26 protein-coding genes are annotated in these 21,756 nt (G+C 62.0%); 9 read left to right on the forward strand and 17 right to left on the reverse strand.

All coding sequences use genetic code 11. The features are described from left to right. The first annotated feature begins 5 nt into the window (after positions 1–5). Together EOL43_RS06200 and rnhA are read left to right on the forward strand one after the other, a co-directional pair. Complete coding sequence (locus tag EOL43_RS06200) at positions 6–593, forward strand: class I SAM-dependent DNA methyltransferase (protein ID WP_133486638.1); 588 nt, start codon at positions 6–8, stop codon at positions 591–593. Positions 594–611: 18 nt separating this feature from the next. Next, positions 612–1,064: a ribonuclease HI gene (gene rnhA / locus EOL43_RS06205; RefSeq protein WP_133486640.1), complete on the forward strand. Its 453-nt coding sequence runs from the start codon at positions 612–614 to the stop codon at positions 1,062–1,064. 6 nt (positions 1,065–1,070) lie between these two features. On the opposite strand, the gene EOL43_RS06210 is transcribed toward rnhA, so the two are convergent. The 5 genes from EOL43_RS06210 to def (EOL43_RS06230) are packed head-to-tail and all read right to left on the reverse strand — an operon-like array spanning position 1,071 to position 3,957. Further along, positions 1,071–1,733, reverse strand: a complete 663-nt coding sequence (locus EOL43_RS06210) for a hypothetical protein (protein ID WP_133486642.1) — start codon at positions 1,731–1,733, stop codon at positions 1,071–1,073. 34 nt (positions 1,734–1,767) lie between these two features. Then, positions 1,768–2,007 (reverse strand): GlsB/YeaQ/YmgE family stress response membrane protein, encoded by a 240-nt coding sequence (locus tag EOL43_RS06215; RefSeq protein WP_133486645.1) that lies wholly within the window; start codon positions 2,005–2,007, stop codon positions 1,768–1,770. Positions 2,008–2,045: 38 nt separating this feature from the next. After that, entirely contained in the window at positions 2,046–2,945 is a 900-nt protein-coding gene (gene fmt, locus EOL43_RS06220; RefSeq protein WP_133486647.1) for a methionyl-tRNA formyltransferase, read from the reverse strand. Next, a complete protein-coding gene (gene def, locus EOL43_RS06225) occupies positions 2,942–3,439 on the reverse strand; it encodes a peptide deformylase (RefSeq protein WP_133486649.1) in 498 nt (165 codons plus the stop codon). The genes fmt and def (EOL43_RS06225) overlap by 4 nt, the downstream gene beginning before the upstream one ends. Continuing rightward, positions 3,436–3,957, reverse strand: a complete 522-nt coding sequence (gene def, locus EOL43_RS06230; protein ID WP_133486651.1) for a peptide deformylase — start codon at positions 3,955–3,957, stop codon at positions 3,436–3,438. Before def (EOL43_RS06230) ends, def (EOL43_RS06225) begins: the two co-directional genes overlap by 4 nt. 101 nt (positions 3,958–4,058) lie before the next feature. On the opposite strand from def (EOL43_RS06230), the gene EOL43_RS06235 reads away from it, so the two are divergent. Continuing rightward, positions 4,059–5,231: a MalY/PatB family protein gene (locus tag EOL43_RS06235; RefSeq protein WP_133486653.1), complete on the forward strand. Its 1,173-nt coding sequence runs from the start codon at positions 4,059–4,061 to the stop codon at positions 5,229–5,231. A gap of 57 nt (positions 5,232–5,288) precedes the next feature. On the opposite strand, the gene EOL43_RS06240 is transcribed toward EOL43_RS06235, so the two are convergent. The 10 genes from EOL43_RS06240 to EOL43_RS06285 all read right to left on the reverse strand — a co-directional run bounded on the left by EOL43_RS06240 (position 5,289) and on the right by EOL43_RS06285 (position 14,841). Further along, the gene (locus tag EOL43_RS06240) at positions 5,289–5,636 is read right to left on the reverse strand and encodes a hypothetical protein (protein WP_240686479.1); all 348 of its coding nucleotides are present in this window, start codon (positions 5,634–5,636) and stop codon (positions 5,289–5,291) included. 97 nt (positions 5,637–5,733) lie between these two features. After that, positions 5,734–7,167, reverse strand: a complete 1,434-nt coding sequence (locus tag EOL43_RS06245) for a cryptochrome/photolyase family protein (protein WP_133486657.1) — start codon at positions 7,165–7,167, stop codon at positions 5,734–5,736. 65 nt (positions 7,168–7,232) lie between these two features. Beyond that, a complete protein-coding gene (cobM, locus tag EOL43_RS06250; protein WP_133486659.1) occupies positions 7,233–8,024 on the reverse strand; it encodes a precorrin-4 C(11)-methyltransferase in 792 nt (263 codons plus the stop codon). Next, positions 8,021–9,820, reverse strand: coding sequence for a precorrin-3B C(17)-methyltransferase (gene cobJ / locus EOL43_RS06255; RefSeq protein WP_133486661.1), 1,800 nt, complete (start codon positions 9,818–9,820; stop codon positions 8,021–8,023). Before cobJ ends, cobM begins: the two co-directional genes overlap by 4 nt. Next, on the reverse strand, positions 9,811–10,512 hold the full coding sequence (gene cobI, locus EOL43_RS06260; RefSeq protein WP_133486663.1) for a precorrin-2 C(20)-methyltransferase: 702 nt from the start codon (positions 10,510–10,512) through the stop codon (positions 9,811–9,813). Before cobI ends, cobJ begins: the two co-directional genes overlap by 10 nt. Then, on the reverse strand, positions 10,509–11,708 hold the full coding sequence (gene cbiE / locus EOL43_RS06265; protein ID WP_133486665.1) for a precorrin-6y C5,15-methyltransferase (decarboxylating) subunit CbiE: 1,200 nt from the start codon (positions 11,706–11,708) through the stop codon (positions 10,509–10,511). Before cbiE ends, cobI begins: the two co-directional genes overlap by 4 nt. Then, on the reverse strand, positions 11,705–12,361 hold the full coding sequence (locus tag EOL43_RS06270) for a precorrin-8X methylmutase (protein WP_133486667.1): 657 nt from the start codon (positions 12,359–12,361) through the stop codon (positions 11,705–11,707). Before EOL43_RS06270 ends, cbiE begins: the two co-directional genes overlap by 4 nt. Next, positions 12,358–13,539, reverse strand: a complete 1,182-nt coding sequence (locus tag EOL43_RS06275; RefSeq protein ID WP_133487054.1) for a sirohydrochlorin chelatase — start codon at positions 13,537–13,539, stop codon at positions 12,358–12,360. The genes EOL43_RS06270 and EOL43_RS06275 overlap by 4 nt, the downstream gene beginning before the upstream one ends. Before the next feature lie 21 nt (positions 13,540–13,560). Next, positions 13,561–13,788 (reverse strand): DUF6732 family protein, encoded by a 228-nt coding sequence (locus EOL43_RS06280; RefSeq protein ID WP_133486669.1) that lies wholly within the window; start codon positions 13,786–13,788, stop codon positions 13,561–13,563. A gap of 225 nt (positions 13,789–14,013) precedes the next feature. Next, a complete protein-coding gene (locus EOL43_RS06285) occupies positions 14,014–14,841 on the reverse strand; it encodes a protein-disulfide reductase DsbD domain-containing protein (protein WP_133486671.1) in 828 nt (275 codons plus the stop codon). A gap of 103 nt (positions 14,842–14,944) precedes the next feature. On the opposite strand from EOL43_RS06285, the gene EOL43_RS06290 reads away from it, so the two are divergent. After that, positions 14,945–15,523 carry a YqgE/AlgH family protein gene (locus EOL43_RS06290; RefSeq protein WP_240686480.1) on the forward strand — a complete coding sequence of 193 codons (579 nt, stop codon included), beginning with the start codon at positions 14,945–14,947 and terminating at the stop codon, positions 15,521–15,523. Here the strand turns inward: EOL43_RS06290 and EOL43_RS06295 are convergent. Beyond that, positions 15,520–16,476 carry an L-threonylcarbamoyladenylate synthase gene (locus EOL43_RS06295; protein ID WP_133486673.1) on the reverse strand — a complete coding sequence of 319 codons (957 nt, stop codon included), beginning with the start codon at positions 16,474–16,476 and terminating at the stop codon, positions 15,520–15,522. The genes EOL43_RS06290 and EOL43_RS06295 overlap by 4 nt on opposite strands. A gap of 94 nt (positions 16,477–16,570) precedes the next feature. Between EOL43_RS06295 and EOL43_RS06300 the strand changes: the two genes are divergently transcribed. Both EOL43_RS06300 and EOL43_RS06305 read left to right on the forward strand, forming a co-directional pair. Beyond that, the gene (locus EOL43_RS06300) at positions 16,571–18,292 is read left to right on the forward strand and encodes an acyl-CoA dehydrogenase family protein (RefSeq protein ID WP_133486675.1); all 1,722 of its coding nucleotides are present in this window, start codon (positions 16,571–16,573) and stop codon (positions 18,290–18,292) included. After that, a complete protein-coding gene (locus EOL43_RS06305) occupies positions 18,289–19,332 on the forward strand; it encodes an MBL fold metallo-hydrolase (RefSeq protein ID WP_420867499.1) in 1,044 nt (347 codons plus the stop codon). Before EOL43_RS06300 ends, EOL43_RS06305 begins: the two co-directional genes overlap by 4 nt. Here the strand turns inward: EOL43_RS06305 and EOL43_RS06310 are convergent. After that, positions 19,329–20,276 (reverse strand): NAD(P)-dependent oxidoreductase, encoded by a 948-nt coding sequence (locus tag EOL43_RS06310; protein WP_133486677.1) that lies wholly within the window; start codon positions 20,274–20,276, stop codon positions 19,329–19,331. The genes EOL43_RS06305 and EOL43_RS06310 overlap by 4 nt on opposite strands. A 164-nt stretch (positions 20,277–20,440) precedes the next feature. Between EOL43_RS06310 and EOL43_RS06315 the strand changes: the two genes are divergently transcribed. The 3 genes from EOL43_RS06315 to EOL43_RS06325 all read left to right on the forward strand — a co-directional run bounded on the left by EOL43_RS06315 (position 20,441) and on the right by EOL43_RS06325 (position 21,752). Beyond that, positions 20,441–20,887 (forward strand): DUF6173 family protein, encoded by a 447-nt coding sequence (locus EOL43_RS06315; RefSeq protein ID WP_240686481.1) that lies wholly within the window; start codon positions 20,441–20,443, stop codon positions 20,885–20,887. Positions 20,888–20,982: 95 nt separating this feature from the next. After that, positions 20,983–21,117: an aa3-type cytochrome c oxidase subunit IV gene (locus tag EOL43_RS06320; protein WP_133486679.1), complete on the forward strand. Its 135-nt coding sequence runs from the start codon at positions 20,983–20,985 to the stop codon at positions 21,115–21,117. A 38-nt stretch (positions 21,118–21,155) separates the two neighbouring features. Then, positions 21,156–21,752 (forward strand): hypothetical protein, encoded by a 597-nt coding sequence (locus EOL43_RS06325; protein ID WP_133486681.1) that lies wholly within the window; start codon positions 21,156–21,158, stop codon positions 21,750–21,752. The last annotated feature ends 4 nt before the right edge of the window (positions 21,753–21,756 follow it).

Genomic DNA, 21,756 nt, shown 5'->3' on the forward strand with positions numbered 1-21,756 from the left:
CCTACATGTCCGAAGATCGCCAGACCCTTGACGTCTATGACGCCCAAGCCGCCGAGTACGAGGCGCGGGTGGCGGTCAAGGATACGCCGGGGCTGGACGATTTCATCGCGGAACTACCTCAGAAAGCGCACGTTCTCGACCTTGGCTGCGGCCCCGGCCTGACCGCCAAGCAGATGATGGATCACGGCCTAACGGTGGATGCGACGGATGGCTCTGACGCGATGGTGAAACGCGCCCGCGATCATGGTGTGCCTGCGCGACAGGCCCTGTTTCACCAGATCGACGGACAGGCGCTCTATGACGGGGTTTTTGCAAATTTCAGCCTGCTCCACCTGCCCCGCGCCCAGATGCCCGAAATGCTGCTCCGACTGCACAAAGCGCTGAAACCGGGGGGTGTTTTGCATATCGGCGTCAAGCTCGGCACGGGCGACGCGCGCGACGATCTGGGGCGGTACTACACCTATTACCAACAGGATGAGCTGGAAGAGCTGTTGACCTCGGCGGGCTTTACACTCATCACCCGCATTCTGGGCAGCGGCACCGGGTTGGATGGCCGTTCGTCCGATTGGATTGTCCTGCACGCGCGCAGCTAAGGCGAAAGGAACACACTCATGGCTGAATTCTTCGCCTATACCGATGGCGCCTGTTCCGGCAATCCCGGCCCTGGCGGCTGGGGCACGCTTTTGCAGGCCAAGGACGGCGATACCGTCGTCAAGGAACGCGAGCTGAAGGGCGGCGAGGCGCTGACCACCAACAACCAGATGGAGCTTATGGCCGCCATTATGGCGCTTGAGACCTTGGGCAAACCCTGTGCGATCACCGTCGTGACCGACAGCACCTATGTGAAGAACGGCGTGACCGGCTGGATCCACGGCTGGAAGCGCAACGGGTGGAAAACCTCGGCCAAGAAACCGGTGAAAAACGCCGAGTTGTGGCAGCGACTGGACGAAGCCCAAGCGCGCCATCACGTGACATGGGAATGGGTGAAGGGCCACGCCGGCCATCCGGAGAACGAACGCGCGGACGAACTGGCGCGGGCAGGCATGGCGCCGTTCAAGGGCTAAGCGCCCTTAGAACTGAAGCCACAGCCCCAGACCGAACTCGCTATCCTCTGCATCAAGAAATCCTTTGGTGAACTGCGCGGTCAGGTGCCGCCCCTCGCGCAGTTGCCACGCGACGGACGGGATCGCCTTCACAAAGGTCTGGTCCGGCGTCATCATCACATCCACGCCCAGCATGGTCATCAGCCGATCATGAGGTTTCAGGCCAATCACGCCGTAGCCACCATATTCAGTCTCGCGGCCTTCCGTGGATAGGCTCGCATAGAGCGCTAGATCTGCCCAACCAGATCCCAAAGGCGTGCTGAAACCACGTCCAAGATGTACCGCAGGCTCGATCCGGGGATCATCAAGCGGGCCAGCCAATGTCAGGCTTAGCGCCTTTCGAAGCGGCTGGTCGTTCTCGGGAAAATGCCAGCGCGCGGTCAGCTCGTATTCCGTCGCCTGCTGTGTCGAGAAATCATAGGTGACCGCGCCGGACACGGTGATGTTGTGGCGCAGCCCATATTCGAAATAGACCCCGGCAAGCGGATCATCCTGTGCACCATTGATGTCCTGCGTCGCAGAGACAGACAGGAAGGCCTCACCCTCTGCACGCGGCCATGATCCGGCAGCGGCCGGGACCGTCGCCCCGATCAGGACCAAACAGCACAGGATGAGCGCACGAACCAACATGGGTTCACTGTGACGTAGGATGGTTAACCGTGTGTTAACTGCGGCCCGAGTATCTCTGCCACAGCCAGATCAGCAGGATGGCCCCCAGCACGGCCCCGATGGCGCCGAAAGCAACGCTGCCGATGGCCAAAAGAGCACGCATCAGAAGTCCGCTGATCAAAGCGCCTCCGACACCGATGGCAATTGTGGTGGGCACGTCGGTGCGCACATCCATGATCCGCGTGGCCAGAAAGCCCGCGGCAGCTCCGATAATGATCAACAGAATAAACGGCATAGGGTCAATATGGGGTCAGCGCGCGTGAATTGAAAGGTTCACGCGACGTGATCAGGCATGTCAAAACCGCGCAGGAAGTCTTCGGCCTCCATCGCGCGTTTACCGGGACGCTGGGCGCGCAGGATCTGCACGGCGCCCTCTCCGCAAGCGATGGTCAGCCCGTCCAGAACCTGTCCGGGTGCGCCGTTTCCATCCGCCAGACGCGAGGCCAGAAGCTTCACCTGCTCGCCAGCCATATCGCATTTCGCGCCGGGGAACGGCGACAGGCCACGGATCAGGCGATCCACTTCGGCGGCCGGTTTGGTCCAATCCACCCGCGCCTCGGCCTTGTCGATCTTGGCGGCATAGGTCACACCGTCCTCGGCCTGCACCTCGGGGGTCAGATCATCCAACCGTGCCAGAGCGTCAACGATCATCCGCGATCCCATGGCAGCCAGACGGTCATGCAGAAGCGCGGTGATTTCCTCGGCCCCGATCGGCGTGGCTTCGCGCAGCAAGACGGGGCCTGTATCCAGACCGGCCTCCATCTGCATGATGCAAATGCCCGTTTCCGCGTCGCCCGCCATGATCGCACGGTGAATGGGCGCAGCTCCGCGCCAACGCGGCAGAAGCGAGGCGTGGATGTTCAGGCAGCCATGCGTCGGCGCATCCAGAATGGCTTGCGGCAGAATCAGACCATAGGCGACAACGACGGCAGCATCTGCGTTCAGATCCGCAAAATCCGCCTGCTCTTCGGCCCCTTTCAAGGACACCGGATGGCGCACCTCCAGCCCCAGCTCCAACGCCCGCGCATGGACTGGACCAGGGCGGTCTTTCTTGCCGCGACCCGCTGGACGGGGCGGCTGGCAGTAAACGGCGGCGATGTCATGCCCTGCCTCGACCAGCGCCTCAAGCACCGGAACCGAGAAGTCAGGCGAGCCCGTGAAGACCAGTCTCATCGCGCCAGTTTCCTTGCCTTCTTCACCAGCATGTCGCGCTTCACCTTCGACAGGTGATCCACGTACATTTTGCCGTTCAGGTGGTCGATCTGGTGCTGCACGGACGTGGCCCAGATGTTCACGAAATCCCGTTCCTCGACCTCGCCTGCCTCGTTCAGGAACCGCACGGTCACGGCGCGCGGGCGGCTGATCACGGCAGAGACGCCGGGCAGGTTCGGGCTGGCCTCTTCATGCTCGCGCGATTGGGTCGAGGTGTGCAGGATTTCCGGGTTCGCCATGCGCACGGCTTGCCCGCGTTCGTCGGATGCATCCACAACCGCCAAGCGCAGCATGATCCCCAGCTGAGGGGCCGCGAGCCCCACACCGGGCATCGAATCCATCGCAAAGATCATCTCGTCCCAGATGGCGCGGATCTCGTCCGTTACGGCCTCGACCGGCTCGGCTGCCGTGCGCAGGCATTTATGCGGGTATTTCACATAGGGGCGGTGGGTCACGACCGGGCCAGCTCGCGCTTCAATTTCTGCATCTTGCGGGTGATCATCTGGCGCTTCAGCGGCTTCAGATAATCAATGAATAGCTTGCCGTTCAGGTGGTCGATCTCGTGCTGCACGCAGGTCGCCCAGAGACCATCAAAGTCGCGCTCTTGCGGGTTGCCATCGCGGTCCAGCCACTGCACGCGAACCTCTTTCGGGCGGGTGACTTCTGCGAACTGATCCGGGATCGACAGGCAGCCCTCTTCATACACGTTCAGCTCGTCCGAGGACTGTATGATCTCGGGGTTGAACATGATCAGTGGGTTGTGCGGTTCGTCTTCGTCCCGCACGCAATCCAGCACGATCAGGCGCTTCAAAACGCCGATCTGCGGGGCGGCGAGCCCAATGCCCGGCGCGTCATACATGGTTTCCAACATGTCATCGGCCAACGTCCGCAAGTCATCGGACAAGTCCGGCACGGCATCGGCCACCTTTTTCAGGCGCGGGTCGGGGTGAATGAGGATCGGTTTGATGGTCATATGCTGCATGTAGGACATGCGCCCCTTTCGTGCAATGGCTGGCTTGCACCCGCCGCCAAAGGCGCTAACGTGCCCCCAAACGCCATGCCGAAGGAGACACCATGAATTTCGACAAGATGACCGAGCGCCGGGGCACGCACTCCTCGAAATGGGACAAGATGGAGCAGCTGTTTGGCGTGTCGCCGGAAGACGGGCTGGCGATGTGGACGGCCGACAGCGACTATGAAACCGCGCCTTGCGTGATCGAAGCGGCCCGTAAAGCAGTTGAACATGGAGTCTTTGGTTATTCCTGGGAATATGACGCCTATAAAGAGGCCGTCGCCTGGTGGATGCGTACCCGTCACAATTGGGACGTGAACCCGGATTGGGTATTGTCCAGCCAAGGGCTTGGCAACGCGATTGCCCTGTGTCTGCAAACGTTTACGCAGCCCGGCGACGGCATCATCATATTCACCCCGGTCTATCACGAGTTCGCCCTGAAAATCGGCAAGAACGGGCGCAAAGTGGTCGAATGCCCGCTGAAGCGCGTTGGTGACCGCTATGAGTTGGATCTGGAAGACGCGCAGTCGCGTCTGACCGGCAGTGAAAAGATGATCCTGTGGTGTTCACCGCAGAACCCCTCGGGTCGGGTCTGGACCGAAGCCGAGTTAAAAGCCGTCGCTGCGTTCGCCGAAAAGAATGACCTGCTGCTGGTGTCGGACGAGATCCATCAGGATCTGGTCTATCCGGGCCATAAATTCGTACCGACCGCCGTCGCGGCACCCGAGGCACTTCCGCGCCTGATCACGCTGACTGCGGCCTCGAAGACCTTCAACATCGCGGGCCAGCGCACGGGCAACATGATCATCCCTGACGATGATCTGCGTAACGATATGCGCGGGAAACTCTATCAGATGGACTATGCGCCCGGCATGTTGGCCGTATCGATGATCACGGCTGCCTATTCACCCGAGGGAGCGGAATGGGTGGACGCCCAGATCGCGCATTTGGACCGCAACCGCAAGATGTTCGACGACGCGATCAATGCCATCCCCGGCGTGCGCTCCATGCCGCTTGAAGCGACCTATCTGGCGTGGGTTGATTTCTCGGGCACGGGCATGACCCATGACGAAGTGATTGCCCGCATTCGCGATGACGCCAAGATCGCAGTCAGCCCCGGCCCGTCTTTTGGTGCCGGAGGCGAGGGGTTCCAGCGCTTCAATCTGGCCACCCAAGGCGCACGGGTCGAGGACGCCATCGAGCGCATGCAACGCGCCTTCGCAGACCTGCAGTAACAAACACAAAGGCCCGCGCAGAACCGATCCGCGCGGGCCTTTTGTTTTCTTTCGCCGTTACTGCCCTTCGATCAGGGCAACCGGCGCATTGTCTTCGCGGGCATAATCCCGCGGCACGGCGTCATGCGCTTCGGCCTTGCGCTTGAATTCGTATTTCATCTGACCCTCTTCCTCTTCCGAGGCGATGATCAGGCATTGGTAAAGATGCCGTGACCCGTCATACAGGTCGACCAGCCCGCGCAAATGCGGGGCGCGTTCGGCGTCCAAGGCAAACCCGGTCTCCCAGAACTTGAGCACCGGGAACACCTCTTCATTCACGCGAATGCGCAAACGGCTCTTTTTCTTGAGGTCTTTCTTGCGCGCGGCCTCCAGTCCCTCACGCACCTCTTTCGGAAGATATTCCACGGTTCGTCCCCTCTGATCGCAGATGACTATCATGGCACAAGATATGTCTCGGTCAAGTAAACGGAGTGTTAATCTTGAGTGACATTCGCACCCCAGACTAGAGCCCGCCGAACGCATCAAGCGCCGCCGTGCGGGCGCTGGCATGGTCCACGATCGGGTGGGGATAGGTCGTCCCCAAGCGTACGCCCGCCCCAAGCAGCACAGCCTCGGGCGCCTGCCACGGGGCACCAAGATAACGGTCTGGAAGGGCTGACAGCTCTGGCACCCACTTGCGGATATACGCGCCGGTCGGGTCAAATTTCGTGGCCTGTGTGATGGGATTGAAGATGCGGAAATAGGGCGCGGCATCTGCCCCGCAACCCGCCACCCACTGCCAACTGGCTGCGTTTGACGCCACATCCGCGTCCAGCAACGTGTCATGGAACCACGACTGCCCCGCGCGCCAGTCAATGCGCAGATGCTTGGTCAGGAACGACGCCACGATCATCCGCACCCGGTTGTGCATCGTTCCGGTCTGCCACAGCTCGCGCATGCCGGCATCCACGATCGGATATCCGGTCTGCCCACGTTGCCACGCGGCCAGATCATCCGGCGCATCCCGCCACGGGAAGGGCACGAATTTCGGCTGAAACTCGACCTCGGGCAGGCTGGGCGTGTGATAGAGCAGATAGGCCGCGAATTCGCGCCAGCCGACCTCGGCCAAAAACTTGGTCGCGTCCCGGTCGCCGACATCTCCGGTCACCTCGGCGCGGTGCAGGCTGGCCAAAATCTGGCGCGGGGTAATTTCACCCATTTGCAGATGCGGGGACAGGTTCGAGACGTGCGCCACGGCCGGGAAGTCCCGCCCCTCGGCATAGCCTTGCGCCCGCGCAGACAGGAATTGGTCCAACCGCGCAAACGCCCCGGCCTCGCCGGGAGTCCAATGGGGGCCAAACCCCGCCGCCCAGTTGGGACGCGTTGGCAGCAATCCCCAATCGGGCAAGTCATCACTCGGCAGGTGGCGATAGAATGTCAGGCCCAAAGGGATCGGCAAGGCAGGCGAGACCTGATCCAATTGCGCCAGACACGCCCGCCAAAACGGGGTGAAGACACGGTAGGGGGTGCCAGATTTGGTGGCGACCTGCCACGGCTCGAACAAATACCGCCCGGCGTGGCTTTCAGCCCGGATGCCATCCGACTTCAGCTGCGTTTTCAGAACAGTGTCGGCGGCAACCGCATTAGGGGTGTAGCGACGCGACCAGTGCACCTCGTCCGCGCCTGTCTCTGCGATTACCTGCGATAGCACCGTCTGCGTCGGACCCGAGCGCAGCACCAATTGCCCGCCCAGCAACTCGATCTGCGCCGACAAGGCGGTTAAGGAATGGTGCAACCACCACTGCTGCGCCGCGCCCATGGGATCGGCGGCGAGGGGATCATTCACATAGAGGCAGATCACGGGGCGACCATCCGCACAGGCGGCGGTCAGGGCTGCATGATCTGACAGGCGAAGATCATTGCGAAACAGAAGGATGGCGGGGCGGGACGTGCTCATGAAAGCCTCATGTGTGGGACATAGAGTATACGTCCCGCCACCATATTTAGATCAACGCATTTAGATCAGGTATTATGATCCTCGACCAGATCGACGCCCACCACAGGGCGCAGAACGTGGGGCTTTTCGGGATCATAGAGCGCGGAATCCTTGAAGTCCCGACCACGATCCAGCGCAGGACCGACCAGAATCAACGCGGTGCGGGTGATCTTTTCGGCGCGGACCTTTTTGCGGATGTCGGCGATGGTGCCACGGATGAACATCTCGTCCGGCCAGCCGACACGATAGGCGACGACCACCGGGCAATCCTCGCCATAATACGGGGTCAGCACACGCTCGATTTCACGCATATTGCGCACGGCCAAGTGGATGGCCAGCGTCGCGCCGGTCTTGGCGAAGTTCTCCAACGTTTCGCCTTCCGGCATCGAGGTCGACTGCATCGACATCCGCGTCAGGACGATGGATTGCGCAATCTCGGGGATGGTCAGCTCCTGCCCTAGAGCAGCCGCAGCAGCGGCATAAGCGGGTACGCCGGGGATGACCTGATAGTCGATACCATCCGCGTTCAGGCGGCGGATCTGTTCCGCGATTGCGCCGTACAGCGACGGGTCGCCGGAATGTACGCGGGCCACGTCTTCACCACGCTCGTGGGCGGCTTTGATCTCGGCATGCGTATCGTCCAGCGTCATGGGCGCGGTGTCCATGACCTTGGCTTCTTCGGGTGCACAGGCAACGACCTGCGGCGGGACCAGAGAGCCTGCGTACAGACACACCGGGCATTCGCCGATGATGCGCTGCGCTTTCAGGGTCAGAAGTTCGGGATCGCCGGGGCCGGCACCAATGAAATAGACGGTCATGACAGGTCTCCATCAATGCGGCGGGCATAGCCGCGCGGGGTAAACATACGCGGGCCTTCACCCAGTTGCGCCAGACGCGAGTTCGACGAACCCACCAGCACCACGGTCAGCATATCGACCTCGTCCACCTGCAATTCGTCCAGACGGCGATAGCGGATGTTTTCGGTCGGGCGGCCCAGATTGGACGCCAGCATCACGGGCGTATCTGCCGGGCGGTGCTTCAGCAGGATGTCGCGGGCTTCGGCCAACAGGGTGCGGCGCTTCATCGAGACGGGGTTGTAGAAAGCGATCACGAAGTCGCCCTCGGCAGCGGCATGCAGACGCTTCACGATATCCTCGCGATGGGTCAGCAAATCCGACAGCGAAATGGCGCAGAAGTCGTGGCCCAACGGTGCGCCTGCACGGGCGGCTGCGCCCTGCAGCGCGGACACGCCGGGGGTGGAGACAACTTCGACCCGACGCGCTGCATCGGTCACGCCTTTTTCCTCGGCGGTACGGTCCAGCAGTTCATAGACCAGCGCGCCCATCGCATAGATGCCCGCATCACCCGAACAGACCAGCGCGACGTTTTTGCCCTTGCCAGCTTGCTCCAGCGCGTAACGGCAGCGATCTTCTTCGCCACCCAGCGGGAAATCCGAGCGGGTTTTGCCAGCGGCCAACGGGCCGATCAGGTCGATGTAAAGGCCATAGCCCACCAGTTCCTCGGCCTCTTGCAGCAGGTGGCTGGCTTCAGGCGTGCGCCATGTGTGCTGTCCCGGCCCGATCGAGACGATGGACAGCTTGCCACGGGTGCGGCCGCGCATCTCGGTGATCGGCTCGGGCGCACGGGCGATGGCGCAGGTGGTGTTGGCGGTTTTGACTTTCTCGACAACCAGTTCGGCGTCCGGACCAGCGGCGGCCAGCGCAGCGCCTTCCGACACGCCGTGACAGCCCACCTCTTCGAACACCACGTCCGAGGGGTTGGCCAGACGCGCGGTCTCGGCTTCCAGCTCTTCGGCGGAGAACACGCGGAACGGCACACCCAGGCGGCGCGCCAGATCGTTCATCGCGCGTTCGTCGGCTTTCAGGTCCAGCGAGGTGACGCAGGCGATTGCCTCGGGTGCGATATTGGCAGCGGCCAGTTGCTCGAACACGTTCTGCCATAGCTCTTCGGGGTCCGCGTTGCGTGCACAACCCACGCCCAGCGCGAAGCGTTGTGGGTGATAGGCCAGACGGGTCGGGCCTGTCTCAACCGGTGCTTCTGACACGACCAGCTCGACCGAACCGCCTGCGTCTTCGATGTCAAAGATGTTCTCGCCCACGATGGACACGCCAGCACCGGACAGCAGCTCTGCCATGGCTTCCTTGGCGTCTTTCTGGTTGGCCAAGCGGTAGCCTAGGGGCGGCTCATCCAGCGCAACGCCCATCGACACATCGCCTGCGGTGGTGACGGCAGCAGTCGCGCCAATGTCGGCGGCAATTTGGCTGGCCAGACGGTTGGCCCCACGGTGACCACCCAGCAACGGCAGCACGGCCGAGCCATCATCTGCCACGGCCACGACGGGCGGTTCCGCCAGTTTGTTGGCAAGGATCGGCGCCACGGCGCGGATCAGGATGCCTGCCGCGCAAACGCCAACAATCGGCGTCCCAGCGGCGAACAACATGCGCACGTGATCCAGCGCGTTGGGGAAGAACGCATCGGCTTTTTCGACGCGGCCTTCGCGGCCATGCACCTGCGCGCCCAGCAGGGCAGCGACCTTATGGGCCAGAGGTTCGCCTGAAGCATTCAAGCAGATAACAACAGGCGTTACAGCCATGGGTCGGTTCCTTTCGCAAGCAGGATCATCGAGAAATATGGGGCCTTTTCAGGCGCTTCGGACAGGGGCAGCACGACCTCTTCCGGCAGGCTGGCGCGTTCCACATAGGTGGCTTTCGCGGTCAGGCCGAGGTCTTCAATTACGCCACGGATTTTGGGCAGGTGGCGGCCGACTTTCATGATCGCCACCGACTCTGCGCCTTCGATCCGCGACCGAAGTTCAGCTTCGTCCAGCGGGCCGGGCAGCACGGTCAGGCGTTCGTTGCGCGCGACCAAGGGCTTCTGCGCCCGTGCAGCTACCGTGGTGATCGAGGTCACGCCGGGGATGATCTCGCAGTCGAACCGGTCGGACAGGCGGGCGAAGAGATACATGAACGAGCCATAGAAGAACGGGTCACCCTCGCACAGCACGACCACATCGTTGCCCGCTTCCAGACGTTCGGCGATCTGGGCCGCACCCGCGTCGTAGGCGGCTTGGGCAGGCGCGCGTTCGACGCTCATCGGGACGGGGATGCGGATCTCATCGGCGTCTTCCGCGATCAGGTCGGCGGCGATGGACCGCGCGAAGCTGTCGCCACGTTCGAGCGCCGGGTAGGCCACAACCTTGGCCGCAGCAATCAGGCGCGCAGCCTTCAGCGTCATCAGCTCGGGGTCTCCCGGGCCAAGGCCGATCCCGTAAAGGGTTCCGTTCATCGTTTAATCAGGCTCCATTGGGTGACGGGGCGCAGAGGTTTCCAGCCAGAGAGCGCCCCCAGCGCTTCTGCGCGTTCCACGGACAGTTTCACCAGCTGTCCACCATGTTTTTTGTGCAGCGCAGTCAGACACATTTCGCTTTCGATGGTGACGGCGTTGGCGACCAGACGACCCAGAGGGCGCAGCGCGGCCCACGCAGCGTCGAAGGTTTCTTCGGTCAGGCCTCCGCCGATGAACACGGCGTCAGGCGCGTCGAGGCCCTCCAGCGCGGCGGGGACTATGCCGTCAACGAGCTCCAGCCGAGGCACACCCAGCGCCAGCGCGTTCGCAGCCGCCATAGCGCGACGTTCAGGCTTGGGTTCAATCCCGATGGCGCGGGCATAGCGTGCCCCGCGCATCCATTCCACAGCGACCGAGCCACAGCCGGTGCCGATGTCCCACAGCAAAGCGCCACGCATCGGCATCAACTTTGCCAAAGTGACCGCACGGACCTCTTGCTTGGTCATGGTGCCGTCGGATTGGAACAGCTCGTCCGCCAGCCCCGGCACGCGGGGCAAAAGCGCGGCATCAGGGGCCGCAACACACTCAACCGCCAGCGTATTGAACTCGGGCACGTCGTGGTTCCAGCTTTCCGCCAGCCCATCAAACCGCGCTTCCTTGTCGCCGCCCATATGTGCCAGCACCGTCATGCGGGATTTGCCAAAGCCGCGTTCGGTCAGGAAGGCGGCGATCTGGCCGGGGGTCTCGGACCCCGTGGTCAGCACCAACAACCGCGCGTCAGGTTGGATGAAGGCGATCATCTGTTCGACCGGGCGGCCATGCACGGTCAGGGTTTCCAGATCCGCCATCGACCAGCCCATGCGAGCCGCAGCCAGTTGGAAGGCACCCACCTGCGGGTGGAAAACGATCTGGGACGGATCGAAATGACGGCCAATCTTGGCCCCGACCGAGAACCACAAAGGATCCCCCGTCGCCAGCACGGCCACGCGCTTGCCGCGTCGCGCTTCCAGTTCGGAAATCAAGCTGTTGAAGGGCGAGGGCCAGGCAAGGCGCTCGGCCTGTGTGTCCAGCATCTCGTGATGGCGCTTGCCGCCCACGATGACCTCGGCCGCATCCAGAACCGCGCGGGTTGCAGGCGCCAGCCCGTCCACACCGTCTTCGCCGATGCCGATGATATGCAGCCAAGGTTGGGTCATGCGTTTTCCTCGGGCAGCCCCGCTGCCAGCGCGTTTACAGCAGCGGATGCAATCGCCGAGCCACCACGTCGTCCACGCAGGGCAACGAATTCGCAGCCACGCGAGTCGTTGGCCAGTTCCGCCTTGCTTTCGGCAGCGCCGACAAAGCCCACGGGGAAGCCAAGGATCACGGCAGGCTTCGGGCCACCTGCGTCGATCAGTTCGAGCAGGTGGAACAAAGCGGTGGGCGCGTTGCCCACGGCGACGACTGCGCCGTCCAGCTTGTCCGCCCACAATTCGACCGCGGCGGCGGAACGGGTATTGCCGATCTCTTTCGCCAGAGGCGGCGTGCGCGGGTCGTTCAGGGTGACGATCACCTCGTTCTCGGCGGGCAGATAACGGCGGATGATCCCCGCGCCCACCATCTCGCAGTCGCAAAAGATAGGCGCGCCGGATTTCAGCGCTTCGTGGCCGACCTCATAGGCGTTTTGAGAGAACGCCAGACGGTCCGCCACCTCGACCATACCGCAGGCGTGGATCACGCGGGTCGCCAAAGCCGCCATGCCGCCCGGGAACCGCTCTAGCCGGGCTTCGCGGCGCAGGGTCGCGAAGCTTTCGGCATAGATCGCCATCGGGTCGCGTTCATAGCGCAGAGGGGGACGGCCCGTGCTCATTTCGAGCGTGCCGATTCTGGGCCATGCGGGTGTTTTGCATGGGGGTATTCGGCGTGCACGTGATCATGATCGTGGTGATGATGGTGGTCATGGCCGTGATCGTGGTGATGATGGTGATGCCCCATATACAGGCGGCATTCGCCTGTGCAGAACGTGTCGCACAACTTACAATCCGCCACGTTCGAGCCGGGTGCGGATGCCCCTTGCCCTTCGACGTGATGGTGGTGGCTTTCCTGAATGGCGCCGACCTCGGCCTCGAAGCCCAGAACTTCCACGCGGTATTTGCACATGACGCAGGTGGGCGGCGGGACGTCAGCAAAAGCGGGGTGCTTTTCGCGCTCTTCGACTGGGATGGTCTTGGCCTCGCCACCGTCCATCGCCAGAACCTGCGTGCGATAGCCACAGGTGCCGCAGTTCGGCGGGCGCACGTCGCCCAGCTGCTCGGTCACACGCTCGGCGAAGGTTTCCAGCACTTTCGGATGATCGTTCAGGTATCCGGCTTTGACGAAATGGATGCCCGGGTTTTCGGCGGCCACCTTGTCGGTGAAACCATAGATCCGGTCGATCAGGATGCCCGAGAACAGGAAATACGGAAACACGATGACGCGCTTGTAGCCCAGCTTGGTCACGTGGTTCAGGCAGGGTTCAACCAGTGGGAAGGTCACGCCGGAATAGCCGACCTCGAGCCAGCCAAAGCCCATGCCTTCCTGCAAAAGACGCGCCACTTTGGCGACGTTGCCGTTGGCGTCGGGGTCCGAGGCACCACGGCCGATGACCACAAGGCAGGTCTCTTCCAGCGGCACCTCGCCTTTTTCGGCATTGGCAGCGTCGACGGCTTCCTGAATACGCGCACCGGCGGCGGCGATCATCTTGGGGTCTACGCCCAGCTCGCGGCCATAGGTCACGTCGATCCCGTGCTTTTCAGCATAGGAGTTCAGAACCGTCGGAATGTCGTTCTTGGTGTGCATCGCGGCAAACAGCATGCCCGGCACGGCCAGAATTCGATCGCAACCCGCTTCCCGCAGGCGGTCCAGACCGTCGCGGATCACCGGGTTGGCAAATTCCAGATAACCGTAGTCGGTCACCCAGTCGTCCGGGAAATAAGCAGGCAGCTTTTCCGCTAGGACTGCGAACTGATCCACAGCGTCCTGGCTACGCGAGCCGTGCCCGCAAATCATCACACCAATTTTCGACACGAGTTATGCCTCCTGCGGCTGTTCGTCAGTCTCGTCTGCTTCGGCATCTTCTGCCTTGGCGTCGTTGTCCTTCTGACCCTTCAGCGCCGCCCACAGGCCAATGGCTGCTGCCAGACCAATCAGGATAATCGCCCCGATGTGGTCATGTCCTGCGACGTCTCCGATATGGCTGGGGTGGGCAATGGCCGGGCCGGCCAGAAGGCCAAGAACAACAAGAGCAAAACGGGTCATGCGGCATCCTTTCACGCATAAAGCGGACGCAAAGAGGCTGCCTCTTTCCTTCAACGACGCTGCGTCTGATCCCCTATCTGGGTCGATCGTCGACAGCCAACCTCTCTGGCCCTATGGGCTTCGTTGGGTTTTCTATAGAAAGCGTGCGGGGTGGGCGCAATGGGAAAGACGGCACAGAAAGGCCGTTTGGCGACATCCGTGGGCGGTTTCAGGCGCTAACAGGTGTTAGCCGCCGGTGCAGCCGCGAATATCCACGCCACGCCCGGCCGCCAGCACCGTCAGGCGCACGTCCGAACGATTCAGCAAGAAGGGCTTGCCGGACAAAGGAACAAGATCGGCCACGGTGGTCAGAACGCGACCGTAACGTTCCGTCGACAGGGTGTTCACCCACAGCGAGGGGTCAGCGGTTTCCACCACGACGACCTCGCCCTTACCAACGCGGGGCATGTCGATCTGCGCGGTCAGGCGTAGACCATCTTTGATCGGTTCAACCTGACAGGTGGCTTTGCGCAACCCGGCCTCGGCAGCTGTGTCAGGCCGCGCGTTCAGCGCACGCTTGATCGGGCGCGCAGCCTTGGTGGCTTCCGCAGGCAGTGTGACCGAGATCTCGGCGTCCATCGGCATGCACACATCTTTGCACACACCAAGGTTGACCTTGCCGGTCAACGTGATGGATTTATCTGCTTGGTTGGGCGTCAGGCTCATCGGCAGGACCAACTCGCGTGAATAGCCAATGGTTTGCATCCCTGAAGTTTCGAACACTTCGGGCACCGGCCAATGAAAAGTCACGCCCGCCAGATTGCCCGATCCGCGCCAATCAAGGCTTGGAGGAATGCCGGCCTCTCCGGGGCTGCGCCAATAGGTTTTCCAGCCATCCGCCAACCGCACCCGCAGCGCGGCCAAATGGTTACCCGACGCGTCGCGCCATCCCGGCAGAACGTCGATCTGCGCCACGTCTTCAAGCGCAGGCGGCCAATCAGATTGCGCCGTAGCCGGAGATCCCAGCGACAGCGCCCCAAGGCAGGCAGCAAGAAAGGCGAGTTTCATCGTCATGCCTAAATACATAGGCAGCAAATCCCACATGTAAAATCACAAAAACTGGATAAGTTGTGACGAGCCCTTGCAAAGCACCCGCCGGACCGCTTTTCTATTAAGTATGAGCGACACCGATAACACCGAAATGAACCTATCCGGCAAGCTGTTGATTGCAATGCCCGGAATGGGGGATCCACGGTTCGAAAAGTCCGTGGTTTTCATGTGCGCCCATTCGCCGGAAGGGGCGATGGGGCTGATCGTCAATAAACCTTCGGCTGAACTGTCCTTGGGCGATGTGCTGGCGCAGCTGGACATCGACGCAAGCTCGATCACTAAGGCGGGTAAAGTGTTTTTCGGTGGCCCCGTGGAAGGCGGGCGTGGGTTTGTTCTGCACTCGGGCGAGTATAACAATGACGATTCGACGCTGCGCGTGGATGACGTGTTTTCGATGACTGCGACGCGCGACATTCTTGAGGCGATGGCGCATGGTGAAGGCCCGCAAGAGGCCTTGGCCGCACTGGGCTATGCCGGATGGTCGCCGGGGCAGATTGAAGACGAAATCCAGCAAAACGCGTGGCTGACCTGTGATGCCGAGAAGGCGATTGTCTTTGCCTCGGATGACGATACCAAATGGACCGCCGCGCTGGCCAAGCTGGGGATTGATCCGTTACTTCTGTCCGCCGAGGGCGGGCACGCTTAATCTTTCGGCGCAGCCGCTCGGCGCAAGCGATCGTTGATCGCACGGCCCAGCCCGTGATCGGGAATCGGGGATACGGCAATCTGCGCATCGCCCTCTGCATCCAGCTTGTGCAGATAGCCAAACAGGTTCGCGGCAGCCTCGACCAAATCACCCGAGGGCGACAGGTTCAGTTCTGCATCTACATGACCAAATCCCAACAGACGTTCACCCGGCGCGACAGTGTCCGCGTTCAACCGCATCCGCGCATTCGGCGCATAGTGCGATTGAAGCTGACCCGGCGCGTTGATGGCCTCATCCTGCCCCCGCGTCGCAAGCGGGCCACCCAGCGCAGCCTCCAGCGCTTCGACCGGCAGTCCGCCGGGGCGTAGCAATGTGGGTTCCGGGTCCAGCCCGACAATGGTGCTTTCCAGCCCGACGCCACAGGGGCCTCCGTCCAACACGGCCTCGATCCGGCCCGATAACCCGTCCAGCACATGCTGCGCAGTCGAGGGGCTGATCCGCCCTGACGGATTGGCCGAGGGCGCGGCGACGGGAACACCCGCGGCCACCAGAAGCTGTTGCGCCAGCGGATGCTCAGGCACGCGGATTGCCACGGTCGGCAACCCGGCGGACACCAAGGCCGACAGAGGCCCATCGGGCTTCAACGGCAGCACAAGCGTCAAAGGCCCCGGCCAGAATGCCATCGCAAGATCATGGGCAACGCCCGACAGTTCGGCATAGTCCGACACCGCCTCGACCGATGGCAAATGCACGATCAGCGGATTGAAATGCGGGCGGCCCTTGGCTTCGAAAATCCGCGCCACCGCCCGGTCGTCCGCCGCATTCGCCCCAAGGCCATAGACCGTCTCGGTCGGGAAGGACACCAAACCGCCTGCGCGCAACAGTTCAGCCGCGCGGGCAACCCCGCCCGCGTCGTCCTGCAAATGCTCGGTTTTCAACTCGCGCTCGGCCATGACGCTGCGTTTTCCTTTGCCCTTCAAATGACCTTCGGTAAGGGATCATCAACGCCCTGTTAAGGGCCAATGTCCACGAAGCCAAGGATCGAACATGACTTATCGCGCCACAACTGATGACTTTCAATTCCTGTTCGACCACATCATTGGCTATGACGATATCGCCGCGACCGAGCTTTTCGCCGAAGCCCCCGGCGACATGGCGACCGCCGTTCTGACCGAAGCGGGCAAGATGTGCGAAGACAAGCTGGCACCGTCGCATCGGGACGGAGACCTGACCCCGGCTGTGTTGGAAAACGGCGTTGTGCGCACCTCGCCCGGTTTCGCAGATGCCTATGCCGCGATTGCCGAAGGCGGCTGGGTCGGTATGGCTGCGGATCCCGAATATGGCGGCATGGGATTGCCCCTGACCCTGCAGACCGCCGTGAATGACATGATGTCGGCGGCAAACCTGTCGCTGCAACTCTGCCCGCTGATGACCCAAGGCCAGATCGAGGCGCTTGAACACCATGCCTCGGACGAGCTTAAGGCGCTCTATCTGCCGAAACTCATTTCCGGCGAATGGGCCGGCACCATGAACCTGACCGAGGCACAGGCGGGCTCGGACGTGGGCGCGCTGACCTCGAAGGCTGTGGACAATGGCGACGGCACCTATGCGGTGTCGGGTCAGAAGATCTTCATCAGCTGGGGTGACAACGACATCACCGAAAACGTCTGTCACCTTGTTCTGGCGCGTCTACCTGATGGTGCTGCGGGCACCAAGGGCATTTCGCTGTTCCTTGTACCGAAATTCATCCCCGATGCCGACGGCAATCCCGGCGAGAAGAACGACCTGCGCGTCGTCAGCCTTGAGCACAAGATGGGTCTGCACGGCAGCCCGACGGCCGTGATGTCGTTTGAAGGCGCGAAGGGCTGGATGATCGGCGAGCCGCACAAGGGCATGGCCGCGATGTTCACCATGATGAACAACGCCCGTCTGGGTGTGGGCGTGCAGGGTCTGGGCGCTGGCGAAGGTGCGTATCAGAAGGCACTGGCCTACGCGCAGGAGCGCAAGCAGGGCCGCACGCCTCTGGGCGAGAACGGCACCGGCATGATCATTGATTTCGCCGATGTGCGTCGGATGCTGACGCAGATGCGCTGCGAGCTCTTCGCCGCCCGCGCCATGGCGCTGTCGCTATCCAAAGCCATCGACATGGCCACCGCAACGGGTGACGAAAGCTGGAAGGCGCGCGCCGCCCTGCTGACCCCGATTGTCAAAGCCTACGGGACCGAGACCGGCATTCTGGCCAGCCATCTGGGCGTACAGGTCCACGGCGGCATGGGCTTCATCGAAGAAACCGGCGCCGCGCAGTATTGCCGCGACGTCCGTGTGACCGCGATCTACGAAGGCACCAACGGCATTCAGGCGATGGACCTTGTGGGCCGCAAGATGATGGACGGGGGCGAAGCCGCCTTCCGCCTGCTGGATGAAATCGAGGCTCAGGCCGAAGGCGCCCGCGCCCAGTTCCCCAACATGTCCGAAGCCGTCTGGTCCGCCGCAGAAGACCTGCGCGAATCCGTTGAGTGGATGGTTGAACAGGGCGATATGCAGGACCGCTTCGCCGGTGCTGTGCCCTTCCTGATGGGCTTTGCCCGTGTCTTGGGCGCGCATATGCACCTGAAGGCCGCGATTGCGGAAGGCGGCAAAGGCGCGCGCACGGAACTCGCCCGTTTCCACATCAACCGCCTGCTGCCGGAGCATGTGGCCCAGTTCGCCCAAGCCCGTGCAGGTGCTGCTGGTCTTTATGCACTCAGCCCGGAAGATCTGGCCTCGTGAGCGACCTGACGACCGGAAAGCTGGACTTTCCTTTCCCCGACGCGCCCGGTGAGGGCGAGGTGATCGAGGTGGCCAAAGGCGTGCTCTGGGCCCGCCTGCCGCTGCCGATGGCCTTGGACCATGTGAACGTCTTCGCATTCGAGGATCCCGAGGGCTGGACCATCGTCGACACCGGTTTTGACACCGGCAAGACCCGCCGCATCTGGGAGAAGTTGCTGGCAGGCCCCTTGGGCGGCAAGCCTGTCGTGCGCGTGATTGTCACCCATCACCACCCCGACCACGTGGGGCTGGCGGGCTGGTTCCAGCGCGACCACGGCGCGGAACTGGTCACCACGCGCACCGCGTGGCTTTTTGCCCGCATGTTGCTGCTGGACGAACAAATGGAACCGGTGGACGAAACGCTGGCCTATTGGCGCGCGGCGGGGATGGACCGCGAGGTTTACGAGAAACGCCTGACCGAACGCCCCTTCAACTATGCCGACATCGTCGCCGACATGCCCCTTGGCTTCAAACGCATCAAGGAAGGCAGTCGCATTCATTTTGGCGGGCGTGATTGGGATGTGCGCATCGGTAATGGTCACGCGCCGGAGCACGCGACGCTTTGGTCGACGGATGGGGAATTGGTGATCGGCGGGGATCAACTGCTAGCCACGATCAGCCCGAACCTAGGCGTCTATGCGACCGAACCAGATGCGGACCCGGTCGGCGACTGGCTTGAGGCCAATGAGCGTCTGAAGCAGTACGCCACGCCAAACCAACTGGTCCTGCCCGGCCACAAGCTGCCCTTCACAGGCCTGCCCACGCGGATGCGCCAGCTGATCGACAACCATCACAGCGCCCTTCGGCGGTTGGAAGAGTTCCTGGCGGAGCCGCACACCGCTGGCGAGTGCTTCCCACCGCTCTTCAAACGCGAGATCAAGGGCGGGGAATACGGGCTGGCACTGGTCGAGGCCGTGGGCCACCTGAACCACCTTCTCCACGAAGGCCGCGCCACCCGCACCAAGCGGGAAGATGGCGCGTGGCTCTGGCGCGCGGTCTAACCGCGCGCAGGCACCACCTCGTATCCCGGTTCTTCGGGTTCGTCATCCACCATCTCGGCCGGGAAACCGGGTGCGGTGATGTCCAACCCGGTGGCTTCTTCCAAACGGCGAATAATGTCGTCTGACTGTGCCCGCTCGCCGTAACGCGTGATCCCATCCTTGAAGATCTCGATCATCAGGGGCGAGATTTCCAAGGGTACGCCGGTCCGATCGGCAATCTCCTGAAACAGGCCAATGTCCTTTTTCACAAGGTCCATGGTGAAAGAGATGTCGCGCGAGCCGTTCAGAATCACTTGGCTTTCAGTCTCGTGTACGAAGGACGTGCCCGACGAAATCTTGATCGCCTCATAGGTGGTCGCCAAATCCAACCCGGCCGCTTTCATCGTCACCAGCGCCTCACAGCAAGTCAGCAGGTTCGCCGTCGCCAGATAGTTGGTCATCACCTTCAGGACCGAAGCCGAGCCGAGCTCTCCGGTATGCAGCACACGCCGCCCCAGCACGGTCAGGATCGGCAACACCCGCTCGAACGTCGCGCGGTCACAGCCCGCGAAGATCGAGATATTGCCCGTATCCGCCCGGTGGCACCCGCCCGAAACCGGGCAATCCACAGCCGCGCCACCACGTGCAATGACCTCGGCGCCCAGCCGTTTCACCTCGGCCTCGTCGGTGGTGGACATCTCAAGCCAGATCTTGCCGTCGCATACCTCGTCCAACATCTCGCTGACCACCGCGTTGCAGGCAGCGGGCGACGGAAGGCAGGTGATCACCACGTCGCAATCGCGCATCAACGCGGCTGGGCTATCTGCCGCCTTGGCCCCGCGCGACACAAAGCCGTCGACAAGCTCGGGGTTCAAATCCAGAACCGTCAGATCCTTGCCATTGCGCAACAAGCTGCCCGCCAGCTTACCGCCAACATTCCCTAGCCCTACAAATCCGATTTTCATGCAAAACCTCCCTGCGTTCCGGTCAGGTTTTCAGCGACATCCATACGTTTCTGTCCTGTTTCCGACATGAGGCCGGTTTTGTGCCGCTCATCATTTCGTGACGTGACGCCGAGCGTTCGCTGTGCAATCTTCGCACTGTGTTATTTTCGAAGAATGGTGCCTGAATGTCCGACGAGACCCCCAAAGCCAAATCCCGCCAACCGCGTGCGCATACTGCTGATTGCAGCGAATCTGGGCCGGTCGTGGTCGAGGATCAACCGCTGCCCGCCAAGGTCGCAGACACCCCGGTCGAGCAGAAAAGCCCCGCACAATGGGCCTATGAGCGCTTGATTCTCTATATCAAGAACTTCGAAGAGCAGCTGGACAACGAGCACGAGATCGCGATGGGCTTTGCTGGTGGCGACGCGGGCGTTCTGCGGATCGAGGGGATCGGCTATTTCGATCCGGACATCATCACCTATTACGGGTCCGACGGCGAAGGCACAAAAACCCAACTGGTACAGCATGTCAGCCAGTTGTCGGTGATGCTGCGCGCCCTACCCAAACAGGTCGACCACGCCGAACCGAACCGCATCGGGTTCCGCTTGGCGGCCCAGTTGGAAGAAGAATAGACGCAAACTGTAGACCGATGGGAATCCGGGCCGTGACAGAGGCTCGGAAATCCGTTATTCGGTGCAAAACGCAAACTGAGAACAGGATTTGAACAATGGCTGAACACGTGCACGGCACCATGGATACCAGCGCCCAGGAAAAAACTTACGCGGGCTTCATCAACGTAACCAAATGGTCGGTCATCGTTATTCTGGCCGTTCTGGTGTTCATGGCTCTGGTTGGCGCCTAAGACCACCACACCCATCACAGTTCAGGTTCGAGGGTTTCATGGTACGCTTATTTGCGGTGCTTTCGTTGATCGTCGCGCTTGCCGGTTGCGGGGGCGCAGATAACATCTGGGCCAGCGATCAAACCGTCGCGGATGCCGTGTACCGGCATGATGGCCCTCCGACCATCACCTTGTTTACTGTGGTATCCACGACTTCAGGTGCCGGGGCGCACTCGGCGCTTTTGGTCAACGGATCGCAGCGCGTGATCTTTGACCCGGCCGGCACTTTCAACCACCCCAACCTGCCCGAGCGCCATGACGTGATTTACGGCATGACTGAGCGAGCAGTGGATTTCTATATCGATTACCATGCCCGCGTGACCTATGACGTGGTGCGGCAGGACATCGTCGTCTCGCCGCAGGTCGCTGAAATGGCCAAACGCGCAGCCGAGCAATATGGCGCGGTCCCCAAGGCGCATTGTGGTCAGTCCGTAAGCGCCATCCTGCGCAGCCTGCCAGGCTTTGAATCTGTTCCGCAGAGCTATTATCCGAAAAAGATCATGGACGCGTTTGAAGAACTTCCCGGCGTGCGCACCAAGACCTTCAGCGACAACGACCCGCATAAGGGTGGCAAGATCGTCACGCAGGGCATCTAAGCCG

Origin of the sequence: Aliiroseovarius marinus, assembly GCF_004360145.1 — a bacterium.
GTDB lineage: Bacteria > Pseudomonadota > Alphaproteobacteria > Rhodobacterales > Rhodobacteraceae > Aliiroseovarius > Aliiroseovarius marinus.